Here is a 14,727-nt window from a genome sequence, read left to right on the forward strand (position 1 = left end):
GTCAGCGAGTCTTTATGCCCCAGATGTTTTTGCAGTATTCGCCAATCGTACGGTCTGACGAGAACATCCCCATGCCGCTGATGTTGTGGACCACCTTGGTCAGCCAGTTGGCGCGATCGCGGTAAGCGGCGTCAACTTGGCGGTGGGTCTCAACGTAGGCTGCGAAGTCGGCAAGCAGGAAGTACTGGTCGCGGCCGAGCAGCGTTTCGACGATTGCCTGATAACGGTTCGGCTCTTCCGGGGTGAAGTAGCCGCTGGCGATCATGTCTAGCACTGCTTTCAGATCGGCGTTCCCCTCGTACCACGCACGCGGATTGTAGCCCTCTTGCGACAGCTTCTCGACTTCTTCGGTGCGCAGACCAAAGATGAAGATGTTGTCCAGACCGACGTTCTCGGCGATTTCGATGTTGGCGCCGTCCCAGGTGCCGACAGTCAGTGCGCCGTTCAGGGCGAACTTCATGTTGCCGGTACCCGAAGCTTCCGTACCCGCGGTCGAGATCTGCTCGGAAATGTCCGCTGCCGGGAAGATCTTTTCTGCCACGGAGACACGATAGTCAGGCAGGAAGACAACCTTCAGGCGATCCTTGATGCGCGGATCGTTGTTGACGGTGCGGGCAACGTCATGGATCAGGCGGATGATCAGCTTCGCCATCTTGTAGGCCGAGGCGGCCTTGCCGGCGAAGACGTGAACACGCGGCTGCCAATCAGCATCCGGGTTCGCGATCATTTCGCGATAGCGCTGAATCACGTGCAGCACGTTCAGCAGCTGGCGCTTGTATTCGTGGATACGCTTGACCTGAATGTCGAACAGCGCATTCGGATCGACCACGATGCCGGTCTCACGCTTGATGTAAGCGGCCAGGCGTTCCTTGTTCGCAAGCTTGACCTTGGCGACTTCGGCGCAGAACGCTTCGTCATCCGCATACTTCTTCAGCTTGCTCAGCTGATCAAGGTCGATCTGCCACTGACCGCGCAGCTTCTTGCTGATCAGCTTGGTGAGGCCCGGGTTGCACTGGCCAAGCCAGCGACGCGGCGTCACGCCGTTGGTCACGTTGGTGAAGCGATCCGGATAGATCTTCGCGAAGTCCGCGAAGATCGTCTGCACCATCAGATCCGAGTGCAGCTTGGCGACGCCGTTGACCTTGGTCGAAGCGACGATCGACAGGTTGCCCATGCGGACACGCTTTTCGCCATCTTCAGCAATCAGCGAAACGCGGCTCAGCAGCGCGGTGTCGCCAGGGAAGCGAGCAGCAACCATCGAGAGGAAGCGACGGTTGATCTCGTAAATGATGTCGAGGTGACGCGGCAGCAGGTACTGCATGATGCCGACCGGCCAGGTCTCGATCGCTTCCGGCATCAGCGTGTGGTTGGTGTAGGAGATGATGCGCGAGGTCTGATACCAGGCATCATCCCAGGTCAGATCATGCTCATCCATCAGCAAGCGCATCAGCTCAGGCACAGCCAGGGCCGGGTGCGTATCGTTCAGCTGGATGGCGGCCTTTTCGTACAGGTTGTCGAGGCTGCTGTAGGCGCGGATGTGGCGCGCGATGATGTCCTGCAGCGAAGCGGTGACGAAGAAGAATTCCTGACGCAGACGCAGCTCGCGACCTTGCGGGGTGCTGTCATCCGGGTACAGAACCCAGGAGATGTTCTCGGCCTTGCTGCGCGTTTCGGCAGCACGGGCGTAGTCGCCGCGGGTGTGTGCCGACAAATCCAGCTCTTCCAGCGCGGTGGCCTTCCACAGACGCAGCGTGGACACGCGCTCGGTACCGTGGCCCGGGATCACCATGTCGTAGGCGCGCGCCATGATGCGCTCGGACGGGGTCCAGACTGGACGGCCATTCACATATTCCACCCAGCCGCCAAACGGCACGATGTAGTGAATGTCGCGACGCGGGAATTCCCACGGGTTGCCGTTTGCGAGCCAGTTATCCGGCGTTTCGACCTGCTTGCCGTCCTGGATACGCTGCGTGAACATGCCGAACTCGTAACGGATGCCGTAGCCGAACGACGGCACGCCGAGCGTTGCGAGCGAATCAAGGAAGCAGGCTGCCAGACGACCCAGACCGCCGTTGCCGAGCGCGGCATCCGGTTCGGTTTCGAGCACGTCGGAAGCTTCAAGCTTCATCTTCTTCATTTCCGACGCGAAGTCCTTGTCGAGGTTCAGTGCGGCGAGCGCGTTGCTCATTGCACGACCGATCAGGAATTCGGCGGAGAGGTAGTAGGCACGACGCGCACCCACGGCGTTGTCGTCATGCTGGGTCTGCAGCCAGCGGGCTGCCAGACCTTCACGGGCGGTCAGCGCGGTTGCGCGCATCCAGTCCGTCGGGGTTGCCGTCGCTTGGGTAGCGCCGACTTCATTCTTTAGGTGACGCTCGACCGAGACGTCGAAGGTGACATCGATACCGCCCTGATCGAGAGGTTCGGAGCCCATCTTGTTCATCACTGCTCCTTGTAGGGACAACAGGCCAGAAATTCGGGGGGACATGGGTTTGACTCCTTTGCGCTTACTGCGCATTTGTCTGCCAAACCGCTCCGGTGGTGCGTGTATCCATAGATAGCACATTTGCTGGTTGCAAAGCTGTCTGTCTGAAGCAACCAAGCAGGTACCGGGGCGGTAACGTGGGGCGGAAGTTACCGGGGTGCCCGATGGCCTTCTTGATCTACATTGCTTGATAAACGGTGTTTATCGCGCTGCATTGCAGCAATCCGACACGGCAAAACCGGCTTTGCTGCCACTCAGGAAGCTGTCACCTGCACATCGCCTTTTCCTTCCTCGAACGAGGGTCTAGTCTGGAATTTCGTGCCATTCGGCGCGATTCGAACCCGTGAGGAGGATTGATATGTCGATTACCTGGGTGCTCGTAGCCAACGCCCGTTCCGCCGCGCTTTATGAGAATCAGGGTCCTAACAAGGGTTTGACCCTGGTCAAACAGATCGAGCCGGAGAGCGATGGCCTGGTCGAGGACCTGTCGATCGGCGCGATGGATCGAAGTGCTTGGCACGGCCCTGGAGACCTGCGACGAAACCGCGCCAAAGGGTTCGCGCATCGGCTTGCGGGCGAACTCAAGAGCGGGCGCAACCACAACCGTTTCTCGCGCGCGGTGCTGGTGGCACCGCCCACCTTCATGGGCTTGTTGAATGCCGAACTCGATTCACCAACCCAGATGAAGGTCAGCGGACGCCTGGAAAAGGATTACACGAAGAACACCCCTGCCGACCTGTGCGGCAAGCTGGGCGACTGCCTGTGCCCGTGAAATAGCCCTCACTCCCCTCCCCCGGCGAGCGGCCATCGCGCGAGCACTTCATAGCGCGAACTGCTCGCCTCTTTTTTTGCTGCGCAGGCCAGGACGAATTCGGCGCAGCACCACGCGGCGGGGTCAGGTTCGGGCAATACGCCTTCGGGACGCGCGTGGCGCAGCAGCGTGATGTGCGGCATCGTCAGCGGTGCGAGCGGGCCAAAGCCCGCCGAATGCAAACCAGCGTGTAGCTGACTGGCGAGCCGAACGAGAGCCGGAGGCACTGCCGACATACCCGCCCAGACAATGCGGTTGTGCGGCCAATGATTGAGCTGATCGAAGCGAACGTCGAACGAGCCGCCGCGTACCACTGCGGCGACTGTCATCAGCCGCCCGAGCGAGGCAGCATCCTGATCACCGACAAAGGCCAACGTGCAGTGCAATGAGTCCGTCGGCATGGCGCGGCCGGCGCGGACCAGCGACGCGTCGTCGCGCATGCTGGCAAGCGCCTTCGCGGCGCGCTCGGTCGGCCAAAGCGCGAAGAAAAGACGAGACGCTGCCTCAGGCGACCCCATCGCGAACCAGCAATGCGACTGCCTCAGCCGCAATACCTTCGCCACGGCCGGTAAAACCAAGGCGTTCGGTGGTCTTGCCTTTCAGGTTTACAGCGTCTGCGGCAACGCCCAGATCGGCTGAAATGTTTGCGACCATCGCCGGCACGTGCGGAAGGATCTTCGGTGCTTGAGCAATCACCGTTGCGTCGAGGTTGCCGACGCGCCAACCGGCCGCATGCACTGAGGCCACAGCCTCGCGCAGCAGAACGCGACTGTCCGCCCCTGCAAAACGCTCATCGGTATCGGGAAAATGCCGACCGATATCACCCAGGCCAGCAGCGCCCAGCACGGCATCGGTGATGGCATGGAGCAGAACATCGGCGTCGGAGTGCCCGAGCAGCCCGCGATCAAAAGGGATGTCGACACCGCCGATAATGAGTTTGCGGCCCGGCACCAGTGCGTGCACATCGAAGCCCTGGCCAACACGGAATGGAATCATTTCTGGAGCTCCGCAGCGCTGCTCAACAAAAGGCGCGCCGCCATTGCGAGGTCATCGGGAAAGGTGACTTTGAAGTTGGTCGCATCGGACGCAATCAAACGCGGGCTCAGGCCGCAGGCCTCAATCGCCCCGGCCTCATCGGTCACATCGGGATACGCAGCAAGTGCCTCGCGCAACATGCCGAGGCGGAACATCTGAGGTGTTTGCGCCTGCCACAGGCCTGCACGGGGGATTGTCTGCGCCACGCGGCCGTCGTCCCCCGCGCGCTTCAAGGTGTCCGCCACCGGCACGGCGAGCAAACCGCCGACAGGGTCATCGGAGAGCTCCTCGATCATGCGACCAACCAACTGGGGCGATACACAAGCCCGCGCCGCATCGTGCACCAGCATCCAAGCGGCCGGATCCGTCTGCTTGGCGACGTCCTGCAAGGCGTTGGCAACACTCTCGGCGCGTGTCGCACCACCACAACGGAGTACGGTGATACGTGGGTCGCTGGGCCATTGGTAGTTGGTCCAGTGTGCGTCGTCGGGCGCGAGCACGACCCAGACACGGCTCAGGGCGCCCACAGCAAGCAGGGCGTCGAGCGTATGCCGGATCACCGGGCGACCAAGGAGGTCGATGTACTGTTTCGGCAGCTCACTGCCCATGCGCGAGCCGCTGCCCGCGGCGGGAATCAGCGCGTGAAAGCTCGGTTGAGGATTGATAAGCGTCATCGCCGAATTCTAGCGTGACGTGCGCTGGCGGCGATGCCGCCGTATGCTGGCAGCCAGAGGGAGGATCACTTCATGGAGTTCGCCCAGACGCCAGTATTGGCCAGCCTTCAGCCCTTGATCGTGAGTGGCGGCATTGGGTTCTTGATCGGGCTTGAGCGTGAACGGAACAGCTCGGCTCAAGCCGGTGTGCGCACCTTCACGCTGGTTGCCCTCCTGGGCGCCCTCTCAGCGCTGGTCGCACAGCAGCTCGCCAGCCCTTGGCTGATTGGCGCAAGCCTGCTCTCGGTCGCGGTGATGATCATCGCGGCCCATCTGCGCCACCCGAACCCGGCGGATTCAGGCACCACCTCTGTGGTCGCGCTGCTCGCTTGCTATCTGCTTGGCGTGCTGGTGTGGCTCGGGCAGACGCCATTGGCCGTGATTCTCGCAGTGCTGATTACCGCCCTGCTGTACTTCAAGACCGAGTTGTCCGGGATCGCGAGCAAGCTGACCCATGCCGAGTGGATCTCGATGCTGCAGTTCGCCACCTTGAGCCTGGTGGTGCTGCCAGTCTTGCCGGACAAGGGGTTCGGCCCATATGGCGCCCTTAACCCCCACCAGATCTGGTGGATGGTGGTCTTGATCTCGGGCGTCAGTCTGGCCGGCTATGCAGGCTTGCGGCTCTTCGGCGATCGCTACGGCACGCTGTTGCTGGGGTTTGCCGGTGGGCTTGTTTCCTCAACTGCGACAACGCTGATCTTCGCCCGCCATGCGCGCGGCGACGCGAAGTTCGCCGGTACAGCGGGGCGCGTGATCCTGATCGCCAACCTGGTGATGCTGGTGCGGCTGAGCCTGTTCGCTGCGGTGGTTGCCCCGGCAGCGCTGTCGCCCGTAGCCCTCATGATGGCAGCTGGCCTGGTGCCGGGCATGCTCTATCTGCTTGCGTCTTGGGGCGCCGCCGCCAGCCCCGGTAGCCTGCCCTTGCCGCAGACACGCAACCCGACCGAAGTACGGGTGGCGATCGGTTTCGCGGTGCTCTACGGCGGCGTGCTGCTTCTATCCACATGGCTGACTGAAAGCGTTGGTACGCGCGGCCTCTACGCCGTGGCGCTGGCCTCAGGGCTGACGGACGTGGACGCAATCTCGCTATCGAGCCTGCAACTGGAGGCGGCAGGCAAACTGGCACCGACTGCAGCGGCGACTGCGATCGCGCTTGCCGCGCTATCCAACCTCGTCTTCAAGGCCGGCACCGCGCTGGTCGTCGGCGGGCGTGAATTAGCGCGACCGGTCGCGATTGGCATGGGTCTGGTTGGCGGCGGTCTTGCGGTCGCGCTGGCCTTGATGCACACGGCGCAGTAGCGCGCCGGCCAGTTTCTATAATTGAATCGCAAGGGCCGCCCTCCGGCCCAATCGGGAGTTGCCATGGCGTCAGCGAGCATCCGTCCCCCCGCAGTCGCTGGATTCTTCTACCCCGGCGATCCGCGAGAGCTCGACGCCATGCTGGAGCAGCTGTTTGCCCGCAACAGTGCGCCCGTGCCCGGCAACTGCCCGAAAGCACTGGTGGTGCCACACGCCGGCTACATCTATTCCGGGCGTACCGCAGCGCATGCGTTTGCTTGCCTCAAGCCTTGGGCCGCCCAGTATTCGCGCGTCGTGATCCTGGGGCCCACGCATCGCGTGCCATTGCATGGCATCGCCCTTCCCGCCTGCGACGCCTTCGCGACCCCATTCGGTGTTGTGCCGGTAGACCAGGAAGCGCTGGCCGGCATTCGGGCCATGCCGGGTGTCTGCGTATATGACGCTGCGCACGCCGCCGAGCACAGCCTGGAAGTGCAGCTGCCATTTCTTCAGGCAGTTCTCGACCACTTCAAAGTGGTTCCGCTGGCGGTAGGGAAAGCGGATGCTCAAACGGTCGCCAGCGTGATCGAGCACCTGTGGGGCGGGCCCGAAACGCTCTTCGTGCTCAGCACGGACCTCTCGCACTACCACGGCTATCGCGAGGCGCAAGAGCTGGACCGCGATACGGTGCGACGCATCCTGGATCTGGAGTCGAATATCGAACCTGAACAGGCCTGCGGCGCCTACCCGCTGAACGGGCTATTGCAGACCGCGGCGCATCACGCAATGCGCACCCAGCTGCTCGACCAATGCAGTTCCGGTGACACGGCCGGTGACCGTGCACGCGTGGTCGGCTACTGCGCGGTCGCTCTGTTTGAAGGGGAACGAAATGCTCACTGAAAACGGATCGCTGCTGGTTGCCCATGCCCGACACGCCATTGCGAGCCGGCTGGGGCTGGATTTCCCCGTACCGGACGATGCGCCGGCCCTGCACAAACCGGGCGCGGCTTTCGTCACCCTCACCCACTTCGGCCGTCTGCGCGGTTGCATCGGTTCCTTGACGCCGCAGCGCGCGCTGGGTGAGGACATTGCCGCCAATGCGGCCGCCGCTGCCTTCCACGACCCGCGTTTCCCGCCCGTGGCACCAAACGAATGGGGCGATCTGCAGGTCGAGGTGTCGGTGCTCGGGCCTACGGAGTGGCGCGTCTGTGCGACCGAGGCTGACGCGATCGCCTGGATACGCCCCGGGGTCGACGGCGTCATCCTTGAATACGGCGCCCACCGCGCCACCTTCCTGCCTCAAGTGTGGGAATCGCTCTCCGAACCGTCGCAGTTCCTCACCGAGTTGCGCCGCAAAGCCGGCATGCGCCTGGAGCACTGGCCGGACACGATGCACGTTGGTCGTTACCAGGTTGAGAAATTCCATGATGCGTGAGCGTGTCGGCCCGCCTGCCGACTACCCCGCGCGCTGGTGGCACTGGCTCGACGATGGTCGCATCCAGTGCGATCTGTGCCCACGCGAGTGCAAGCTGCATGCCGATCAACGTGGCGCTTGCTTCGTCCGCGAGCGTCGCGGCGATGCGATACTCCTGTCGACTTACGGGCGCAGCTCAGGCTTCTGCATCGACCCGGTCGAGAAGAAACCGCTGAACCATTTCTACCCCGGAAGCAGCGTGCTGTCCTTCGGCACCGCGGGCTGCAATCTGGCGTGCAAGTTCTGCCAGAACTGGGACATTTCGAAATCGCGCGACATGGATCGGCTGATGGACCAGGCCACGCCTGATCAGATCGCATCGGCCGCGCAGCGCTACGGCGCAGCCAGTGTGGCGTTCACATACAACGACCCGGTGATCTTTGCCGAGTACGCAATCGACACGGCTGTGGCCTGCCATACGCGCGGCGTTCATACCGTCGCGGTGACAGCCGGGTACATATCGCCGGCAGCCCGCGCCGAGTTCTACGCCGACATCGATGCCGCTAATGTCGATCTGAAAGCCTTCTCCGACGATTTCTACGTGCGGCTGACTGGGGCCCACCTCGCGCCGGTGCTCGACACGCTTGTGTGGTTGCACCACGAATCCAAAGTGTGGGTGGAGATCACCACCTTGCTGATTCCCGGCGCGAACGACAATCCGGCAGAACTGACCGCCATGGCGGACTGGATCCTGCGCGAACTCGGGCCCGATGTGCCGCTGCATTTCACCGCGTTCCACCCGGACTTCAAACTCACCGACCGGCCGCCGACGCCACCGGCGACGCTCTCGCTCGCCCGACGCATCGCCCGAGACGCCGGGCTGCATCACGTCTATACGGGCAACGTTCACGACAGCGAAGGCGGAACAACCTATTGTTCCGGCTGCGGTGTGCCGTTAATCGTCAGAGACTGGTACAACATTCTTGATTATCGGCTCGCCGATCAGGGCTGCTGCATCGCGTGCGGCACGCGATTGGCCGGGCGTTTCGGCAAGTTTGAAAAACCGTTCGGTGCGCGACGTATTCCCGTCCACCTGGGTACGGCCCAGGGCTGAAGGCCAGGGCCGGCGCACCGGGCACCGTTGGCAGAAGGAAGGTTTGCGGTACCCATGGCCGGCTTCATCCATCGCACGACTGAACTGAGCATTCCCGCCAAGGGCGCCTGGCTGAGCGCCCTGCTGTCGCATATCCCGGATGCGAAGGCGCTACTTGTCTGCGTTGCCGCAGCGCCAATCGCGCGGGCCGACAGTCGCGAGTTCGTCTTCACCGAAGTTTTCCGCAAAGCGGGCTACGCCACGCTTCTGCTCGACGGCCTGACTGCATATGAAGAGAAGCGCGACCCGGATGCGCGATTCGATGTACCCAAGCTGACCGAACGCCTGACCCAGGTCATCGAATGGGCCCAGCACCAACCGCAGCTTGGCCAGCTGGCGCTCGCCATCAGCGCCGTCGGAACCTGCGGTGCCGCTGCCGTCAAGACCGCCGAGGTCATCGACCCGCAGCCCTTCGCGCTCGTCACCCGTGCCGGCCGCATCGACCTCGCCGGCGCCGCCCCACTTCGGCGTAACCGGGTGCCCTTGCTTGCCATCGCCGGCGGCAGCGACGACCCGACGCGCGACCCGGCGGCTCACGCCTACCAATTGCTCGAAAGCGACAAGTCCTGGCTTGAGATTTCGCGTGCGAGTGAGCGCTTTATCGAGCCCGGCACACTGGACGAGGCCGCACGCGCCGCCCTGCAATGGGTCGAGCAATGGCGCCCCGCTACGCTCGATCTGGCCAGCAACGGATAATTGCCCAGGCACCACAAGCAGAGTCGTACCCTCGTCAGGCGCCTCCCCACGTTCTAGGCTTAGAACTGGAGGCCCAGAATGATTGGCGGAGTGGATGCCAGTTTCGTCGCGCGTACCTTTGCGTCCGCCCCGACGCAAGGAGCCTCTCGCGCTCAAAAATCCGACACTGCATCGAGCGGCGAACTCAGCGAGGAACAGAAGAAGCAGGTCGAGAAGCTGAAGAAGCGCGACCAGGAAGTTCGTGCGCATGAGCAGGCGCACGTTGCCGCTGGCGGCAACCTGATTCGCGGCGGCGTCAATTTCAAGTACGAGACGGGCCCCGACGGCCAACGCTACGCGGTGGGTGGTGACGTATCGATCGACGTGTCGAAGGCGCGGACGCCACAAGAAACCGTGCGCAAGGCCGAGCAGATCCGCAACGCAGCCATGGCGCCGTCCGACCCATCGGCACAGGATTACAGCGTCGCCGCCCAAGCGGGCCGCCTTGCAGCGAAAGCTCAGGCGGAGATGGCACAGAACACGCAAGAGTCCCAGACCAAGGCAGCCGGCATCAGTTCGGCTGCGGCCAGCGCGGTCAAAGCCTACCAAGCTGCGGAAGAGGCCTTTTCGGCTGTCGCAGGTAACCTGATTGCCGCGCGCGCTTGATTCGCGCCGGGCGTAGCCCGCCGCGGCGGCGCCAGTGGGCACGGCGCGTATAATCCTGCGCCTCGCTCATATGCCCCCGCGCCCATGACCCAGCCGCTCCCGCTTCGCCTGCAGGCGATCGACGCCAGTCCTATTCCGGCCGCCGGCCGCCGCATCGATCTGCCTCGCCTGCATGGCTCTGCCGACGCGCTGGCGCTTGCACAGCTGGCGGGCCAACAGGCGCTGGCCGTCATCACCGCCAATCCGCTCGACGCGCAACGCCTGCGCGATGAGATTGCGTGGTTTGCACCAAATTTGCGGGTACATCTGCTGCCGGACTGGGAAACGCTGCCCTACGACGCTTTCTCGCCACATCAGGATCTCGTTTCGGAACGGCTGGCGACGCTTTACGCGATCCAGCGCGGCGATGCGGACATCACGCTGGTGCCCGCGTCGACGGCGCTTTACCGGCTCTGCCCACCCTCATTCCTCGCCGCGCATACCTTCTTCATCAAGCAGGGTGATCGGCTGGATACCGACGCGTTGCGCGCGCAGATGGTGGTGGCCGGCTACGAACATGTGACACAGGTGGTGCGGCCGGGCGAATTCTCAGTGCGTGGCGGGCTGATCGATCTGTTCCCGATGGGCTCGCAACTCCCTTTCCGGATCGAGCTATTCGACGAGGATGTGGACACGATCCGCACCTTCGATCCGGATTCGCAGCGCACGGTGTACCCAACCAAGGAAATCCGGCTACTGCCGGCGCGCGAGTTCCCGCTCGACGAAAAGGGGCGAACCGCCTTCCGCGCGCGCTTCCGCGAAGTATTCGAGGGCGATCCGTCGCGCAGCCCGATCTACAAGGATGTATCCAACGGCCTCGCACCCGCCGGCATCGAGTACTACCTACCACTCTTCTATGAGCAGACCGCGACGGTGCTCGACTACCTTCCGGCAAACGCAGCGCTGACCCTGCACGGCAACGTGCCCGCCGCGTTTGACGACTTCTGGCGCGAGACCAACAGCCGCTACAAGCTGATGGCGGGCGATCCGGCGCGGCCACTGCTGCCCCCGGCACAGCTGTTCCTGTCTGCCGAGCAGTTCTTTGTGGCCACCGGCGAGCGGCCACGCATCGTCATTGGCGACAAGGGCGCGGGCGAAGCCTCGGCAGCCCTGCCTGAACTGGCGGTCGAGCGGCGCGCTGCGGACCCCTTGCACCGCTTGAAGGGCTTCATCGGCGGTTTCGCGGGACGCGTGCTCGTCGTGGCCGAATCGGCTGGCCGACAGCAGACGCTGCTCGACTACTTCGGCGAGTACGGCGTGGCCGCCAGCGCATCCGCCGATCTGGCTGCGTTTGCTGCTGGCGATGCACCGCTGGCGGTTTTGCACGGTCCGATCGCGAGTGGCTTTGTTCTGCCTCAGGCGAATATCGCACTGGTCACCGAGGCGGAGCTCTACGCCACGCAGGCGCGCACCCGATCCCGGCGCGACAACCGCAAAGCCGCCACGATGGAAGGCTGGCTGCGCGATCTGTCCGAACTGCGCATCGGCGACCCGGTGGTGCATGTCTCGCACGGCATCGGCCGCTATCTGGGCCTCGTTCACCTGGACCTTGGCGAGGGCGAAACCGAGTTCCTCGATCTCGAATACAACGGCGGCGACAAGCTCTACGTACCGGTCTCGCAGCTGCATGTGATCAGCCGCTACGCCGGCGCAGACCCGGACAATGTTGATCTGCACCGCCTCGGCAGTGGCCAGTGGGAGAAAGCCAAACGCAAGGCCGCCCAGCAGGTGCGCGACACTGCCGCGGAGCTGCTGGCCCTGTATGCGAAACGGGCGGCGCGCGAAGGCCACCGCTTCGACTTCAAGCAGCACGACCTGGAAGCCTTTGCCGAGGGCTTCGGCTTCGAGGAAACACCCGACCAGCTCGCCGCCATCGAGGCGGTGGTCGCCGACATGCGCTCGGGCCGCCCGATGGACCGCCTTGTCTGCGGTGACGTCGGCTTCGGCAAGACCGAGGTTGCGCTGCGTGCCGCTTTCATTGCCGTCGCGGACGGCAAGCAGGTGGCGGTGTTGGCGCCGACCACGCTGCTGGCTGAACAGCATTACCAGACCTTCGCCGACCGGTTCGCCGACTGGCCGGTGAAAATCGCCGAGCTCTCCCGTTTCCGCAGTGCAAAGGAACAAGCGGACGCCCTGAAGTTGCTCTCGGAAGGCAAGGTCGACATCCTGATCGGCACGCATCGCCTGCTGCAAAAGGACGTTGAATTCAAGCGCCTTGGGCTTGTGATCATCGACGAAGAGCACCGCTTTGGCGTGCGTCAGAAAGAGGCGCTGAAGACGCTGCGTGCCGAAGTCGACATTCTCACGCTGACCGCCACCCCGATCCCTCGCACGCTGGGCTTGGCGATGGAAGGCCTGCGCGAGTTTTCGGTGATCGCGACCGCACCGCAGAAGCGGCTTGCGATCAAGACCTTCGTTCAGAAGCATTCAAAGGGCGTGGTACGCGAAGCGGTACTGCGCGAGTTCAAGCGTGGCGGGCAGGTGTACTTCCTGCACAACGAGGTAGAGACGATCGAGAACGTTCGCCAGCAGCTGACCGAGATGCTGCCGGAAGCACGCATCGTGGTGGGCCACGGCCAGCTGCCGGAGCGCGAACTTGAGCGTGTAATGCGCGACTTCACGACGCAACGCGCCAACCTGCTGCTGTGCACGACGATCATCGAAACCGGCATCAACATCCCGACCGCCAACACCATCATCATCCATCGCGCCGATCGCTTTGGCCTCGCGCAGCTGCACCAGCTACGTGGTCGCGTCGGGCGATCGCACCACCAAGCCTACGCCTACCTGCTAACCGACCCCCACGCAAAGCCCACACCGCAGGCGCAGAAGCGGCTGGAAGCAATTTCGATGATGGAAGAACTGGGCTCCGGCTTCTACCTTGCGATGCACGATCTCGAGATCCGTGGCGCTGGCGAGGTGCTGGGCGAGAACCAGAGTGGCGAGATCCAGCAGATCGGTTTCTCGCTCTACAGCGAAATGCTCAAGCGTGCGGTGCGCGATCTGCAGTCGGGCAAGGAGCCGGATCTCGCGCAGCCGCTGGACGTGACCTCCGAGATCAACCTGCACGCGCCGGCCCTGCTGCCAAACGATTACTGCAGCGATATTGGCGAGCGCCTGACGCTGTACAAGCGCATGGCTAACGCCGATGGCAATGACGAGCTGCAGGCAATCCAGGAAGAGCTGATCGACCGCTTCGGCGAAATGCCACCGCAGACGCAGACGCTGCTCGACACGCACCGGCTACGTATCGCCGCGCGGCCGCTTGGCATCATCAAGATCGACGCATCGGAAGCGCGCATCAATCTGCAATTTGTACCCAACCCGCCGATCGAGCCGATCCGGATCATCCAGTTGATCCAGAAGCATCGCCACTTCAAGCTGGCCGGGCAGGACAAGCTAACCGTCACGATTGCGTCCGAAACGCTGAAAGACCGTGTCGCGCGGATTCGCGACGTATTGAAGGCGCTGGGCGGATAAGCCCAGCGGGGCGCCTCGCCGTTCGGCTGTGGCGCGTCTCCAGCCGCGTGATCCCCGATTCCGGGCCTGCGTCTTTGCGTATTCGCAAAGCCTGGTTCGCGCCCGCCGCAACAGTGCCGGTGTGCCTTTGCCATGGCGCAAGCGTGGCGGCTGCAAGCGATGCTAACCTGCGAACTCCCCGAAAACACCCGGCCAAAAACGATGACCAACGAAGCCATCGCAGCACAACGGGCTCCCGCCGCCCGTGCGCCTGCAGCGGGCCTGCCCGACTACATGACCGAAGTCTATGACTGGGCCTATGTGAACCCGCGCTGGGTAAGGTTCCTCGATCGCAACGCGGTTGTCAGTACGCTCCTGTTCGGCAATGCAGGTCGCCTGATGCGCGCCTACCTGAAGCGCATCAAGCCGGGCATGCGGGTCTGGCAAGTGGCTCATGTGTATGGCGATCTGGTGCAGCGCGTCGCGCAGCGTGTCGGGCCGGAAGGCCACTTTGACCTGACCGACGTCACGCCGATTCAGATCTCGCAGGCACGAGGAAAACTCGGCGGGATTCCGCAAGCCCATGTCACTGAACATGACGCGTCGACCTGGGCCGGCAGCGCAGACTACGACCTCGTCTGCAGTTTCTTTCTGCTGCACGAAATCCCTGACGCGCTCAAGCACGCGGTGGTCGATCGCATGCTCAGTCGTGTCGCGCCCGGCGGTACCGTTTTCTTCGTCGACTATCACCGCCCTGCCCTGTGGCAACCCGTGGGCTGGTTGCTGCGTCTCGTGAATCACTACCTCGAGCCCTTCGCTTACGCGATGTGGGGCCGCGAAATCCGCGACTTTGCAAGCAACGCGGACGCCTTCACCTGGCACAAGACGACGTATTTCGGCGGCGTTTACCAGGCCGTGGAAGTACGGCGTCGCGAGGCCTGAGCGTTCCGCTCGGTCGCGGGAAGGCCGTGATTGCCGAGGCAACCACGGCCGATTCAA

The 14,727-nt window shown here is 63.4% G+C and carries 13 protein-coding genes; 9 read left to right on the plus strand and 4 right to left on the minus strand.

The annotated features are described in order from the left end of the window. Nucleotide 1 precedes the first annotated feature (1 nt). Nucleotides 2–2,443 (minus strand): glycogen/starch/alpha-glucan phosphorylase, encoded by a 2,442-nt coding sequence (locus tag HH302_RS06995; RefSeq protein WP_216661770.1) that lies wholly within the window; start codon nt 2,441–2,443, stop codon nt 2–4. 400 nt (nt 2,444–2,843) lie between these two features. Here HH302_RS06995 and HH302_RS07000 point away from each other — a divergent pair, with 400 nt between their 5' ends. Next, nucleotides 2,844–3,257, plus strand: coding sequence for a host attachment protein (locus HH302_RS07000; RefSeq protein ID WP_172200257.1), 414 nt, complete (start codon nt 2,844–2,846; stop codon nt 3,255–3,257). An 8-nt stretch (nt 3,258–3,265) separates the two neighbouring features. Here the strand turns inward: HH302_RS07000 and thpR are convergent, their stop codons facing one another. From thpR to ispD, 3 genes are read right to left on the minus strand one after another with little or no spacing between them, the layout of a single operon-like run. Further along, nucleotides 3,266–3,814, minus strand: a complete 549-nt coding sequence (thpR, locus tag HH302_RS07005) for an RNA 2',3'-cyclic phosphodiesterase (RefSeq protein ID WP_172200260.1) — start codon at nt 3,812–3,814, stop codon at nt 3,266–3,268. Next, on the minus strand, nt 3,801–4,292 hold the full coding sequence (gene ispF / locus HH302_RS07010; protein ID WP_172200263.1) for a 2-C-methyl-D-erythritol 2,4-cyclodiphosphate synthase: 492 nt from the start codon (nt 4,290–4,292) through the stop codon (nt 3,801–3,803). The genes thpR and ispF overlap by 14 nt, the downstream gene beginning before the upstream one ends. Continuing rightward, complete coding sequence (gene ispD, locus HH302_RS07015) at nt 4,289–5,005, minus strand: 2-C-methyl-D-erythritol 4-phosphate cytidylyltransferase (protein ID WP_172200266.1); 717 nt, start codon at nt 5,003–5,005, stop codon at nt 4,289–4,291. The genes ispF and ispD overlap by 4 nt, the downstream gene beginning before the upstream one ends. Nucleotides 5,006–5,077: 72 nt before the next feature. Between ispD and HH302_RS07020 the strand changes: the two genes are divergently transcribed. From HH302_RS07020 to rquA, 8 genes are all read left to right on the plus strand, one after another. Further along, on the plus strand, nt 5,078–6,343 hold the full coding sequence (locus tag HH302_RS07020) for a DUF4010 domain-containing protein (protein ID WP_172200269.1): 1,266 nt from the start codon (nt 5,078–5,080) through the stop codon (nt 6,341–6,343). A 63-nt stretch (nt 6,344–6,406) separates the two neighbouring features. Next, a complete protein-coding gene (amrB, locus tag HH302_RS07025) occupies nt 6,407–7,222 on the plus strand; it encodes an AmmeMemoRadiSam system protein B (protein WP_172200272.1) in 816 nt (271 codons plus the stop codon). Next, nucleotides 7,212–7,757, plus strand: a complete 546-nt coding sequence (gene amrA / locus HH302_RS07030) for an AmmeMemoRadiSam system protein A (protein ID WP_172200275.1) — start codon at nt 7,212–7,214, stop codon at nt 7,755–7,757. The genes amrB and amrA overlap by 11 nt, the downstream gene beginning before the upstream one ends. Then, entirely contained in the window at nt 7,750–8,850 is a 1,101-nt protein-coding gene (gene amrS / locus HH302_RS07035) for an AmmeMemoRadiSam system radical SAM enzyme (RefSeq protein ID WP_172200814.1), read from the plus strand. Before amrA ends, amrS begins: the two co-directional genes overlap by 8 nt. Before the next feature lie 54 nt (nt 8,851–8,904). Further along, nucleotides 8,905–9,585, plus strand: coding sequence for an alpha/beta hydrolase (locus HH302_RS07040; RefSeq protein ID WP_172200278.1), 681 nt, complete (start codon nt 8,905–8,907; stop codon nt 9,583–9,585). Nucleotides 9,586–9,663: 78 nt separating this feature from the next. Further along, the gene (locus tag HH302_RS07045) at nt 9,664–10,230 is read left to right on the plus strand and encodes a putative metalloprotease CJM1_0395 family protein (protein WP_172200281.1); all 567 of its coding nucleotides are present in this window, start codon (nt 9,664–9,666) and stop codon (nt 10,228–10,230) included. 84 nt (nt 10,231–10,314) lie between these two features. Then, complete coding sequence (gene mfd, locus HH302_RS07050; protein ID WP_172200284.1) at nt 10,315–13,749, plus strand: transcription-repair coupling factor; 3,435 nt, start codon at nt 10,315–10,317, stop codon at nt 13,747–13,749. Between the two features lie 201 nt (nt 13,750–13,950). Continuing rightward, the gene (gene rquA / locus HH302_RS07055) at nt 13,951–14,670 is read left to right on the plus strand and encodes a rhodoquinone biosynthesis methyltransferase RquA (RefSeq protein ID WP_172200287.1); all 720 of its coding nucleotides are present in this window, start codon (nt 13,951–13,953) and stop codon (nt 14,668–14,670) included. The last annotated feature ends 57 nt before the right edge of the window (nt 14,671–14,727 follow it).

The sequence above is a fragment of the Niveibacterium sp. COAC-50 genome, assembly GCF_013184235.1.
GTDB classification, from domain to species: Bacteria; Pseudomonadota; Gammaproteobacteria; order Burkholderiales; family Rhodocyclaceae; genus Niveibacterium; species Niveibacterium microcysteis.

Coding starts and splice junctions, on each gene's coding strand:
- HH302_RS06995 (WP_216661770.1), bottom strand. CDS start 2,443: ATGAACAAGATGGGCTCCGAACCTCTCGATCAGGGCGGTATCGATGTC.
- HH302_RS07000 (WP_172200257.1), top strand. CDS start 2,844: ATGTCGATTACCTGGGTGCTCGTAGCCAACGCCCGTTCCGCCGCGCTT.
- thpR (WP_172200260.1), bottom strand. CDS start 3,814: ATGGGGTCGCCTGAGGCAGCGTCTCGTCTTTTCTTCGCGCTTTGGCCG.
- ispF (WP_172200263.1), bottom strand. CDS start 4,292: ATGATTCCATTCCGTGTTGGCCAGGGCTTCGATGTGCACGCACTGGTG.
- ispD (WP_172200266.1), bottom strand. CDS start 5,005: ATGACGCTTATCAATCCTCAACCGAGCTTTCACGCGCTGATTCCCGCC.
- HH302_RS07020 (WP_172200269.1), top strand. CDS start 5,078: ATGGAGTTCGCCCAGACGCCAGTATTGGCCAGCCTTCAGCCCTTGATC.
- amrB (WP_172200272.1), top strand. CDS start 6,407: ATGGCGTCAGCGAGCATCCGTCCCCCCGCAGTCGCTGGATTCTTCTAC.
- amrA (WP_172200275.1), top strand. CDS start 7,212: ATGCTCACTGAAAACGGATCGCTGCTGGTTGCCCATGCCCGACACGCC.
- amrS (WP_172200814.1), top strand. CDS start 7,750: ATGCGTGAGCGTGTCGGCCCGCCTGCCGACTACCCCGCGCGCTGGTGG.
- HH302_RS07040 (WP_172200278.1), top strand. CDS start 8,905: ATGGCCGGCTTCATCCATCGCACGACTGAACTGAGCATTCCCGCCAAG.
- HH302_RS07045 (WP_172200281.1), top strand. CDS start 9,664: ATGATTGGCGGAGTGGATGCCAGTTTCGTCGCGCGTACCTTTGCGTCC.
- mfd (WP_172200284.1), top strand. CDS start 10,315: ATGACCCAGCCGCTCCCGCTTCGCCTGCAGGCGATCGACGCCAGTCCT.
- rquA (WP_172200287.1), top strand. CDS start 13,951: ATGACCAACGAAGCCATCGCAGCACAACGGGCTCCCGCCGCCCGTGCG.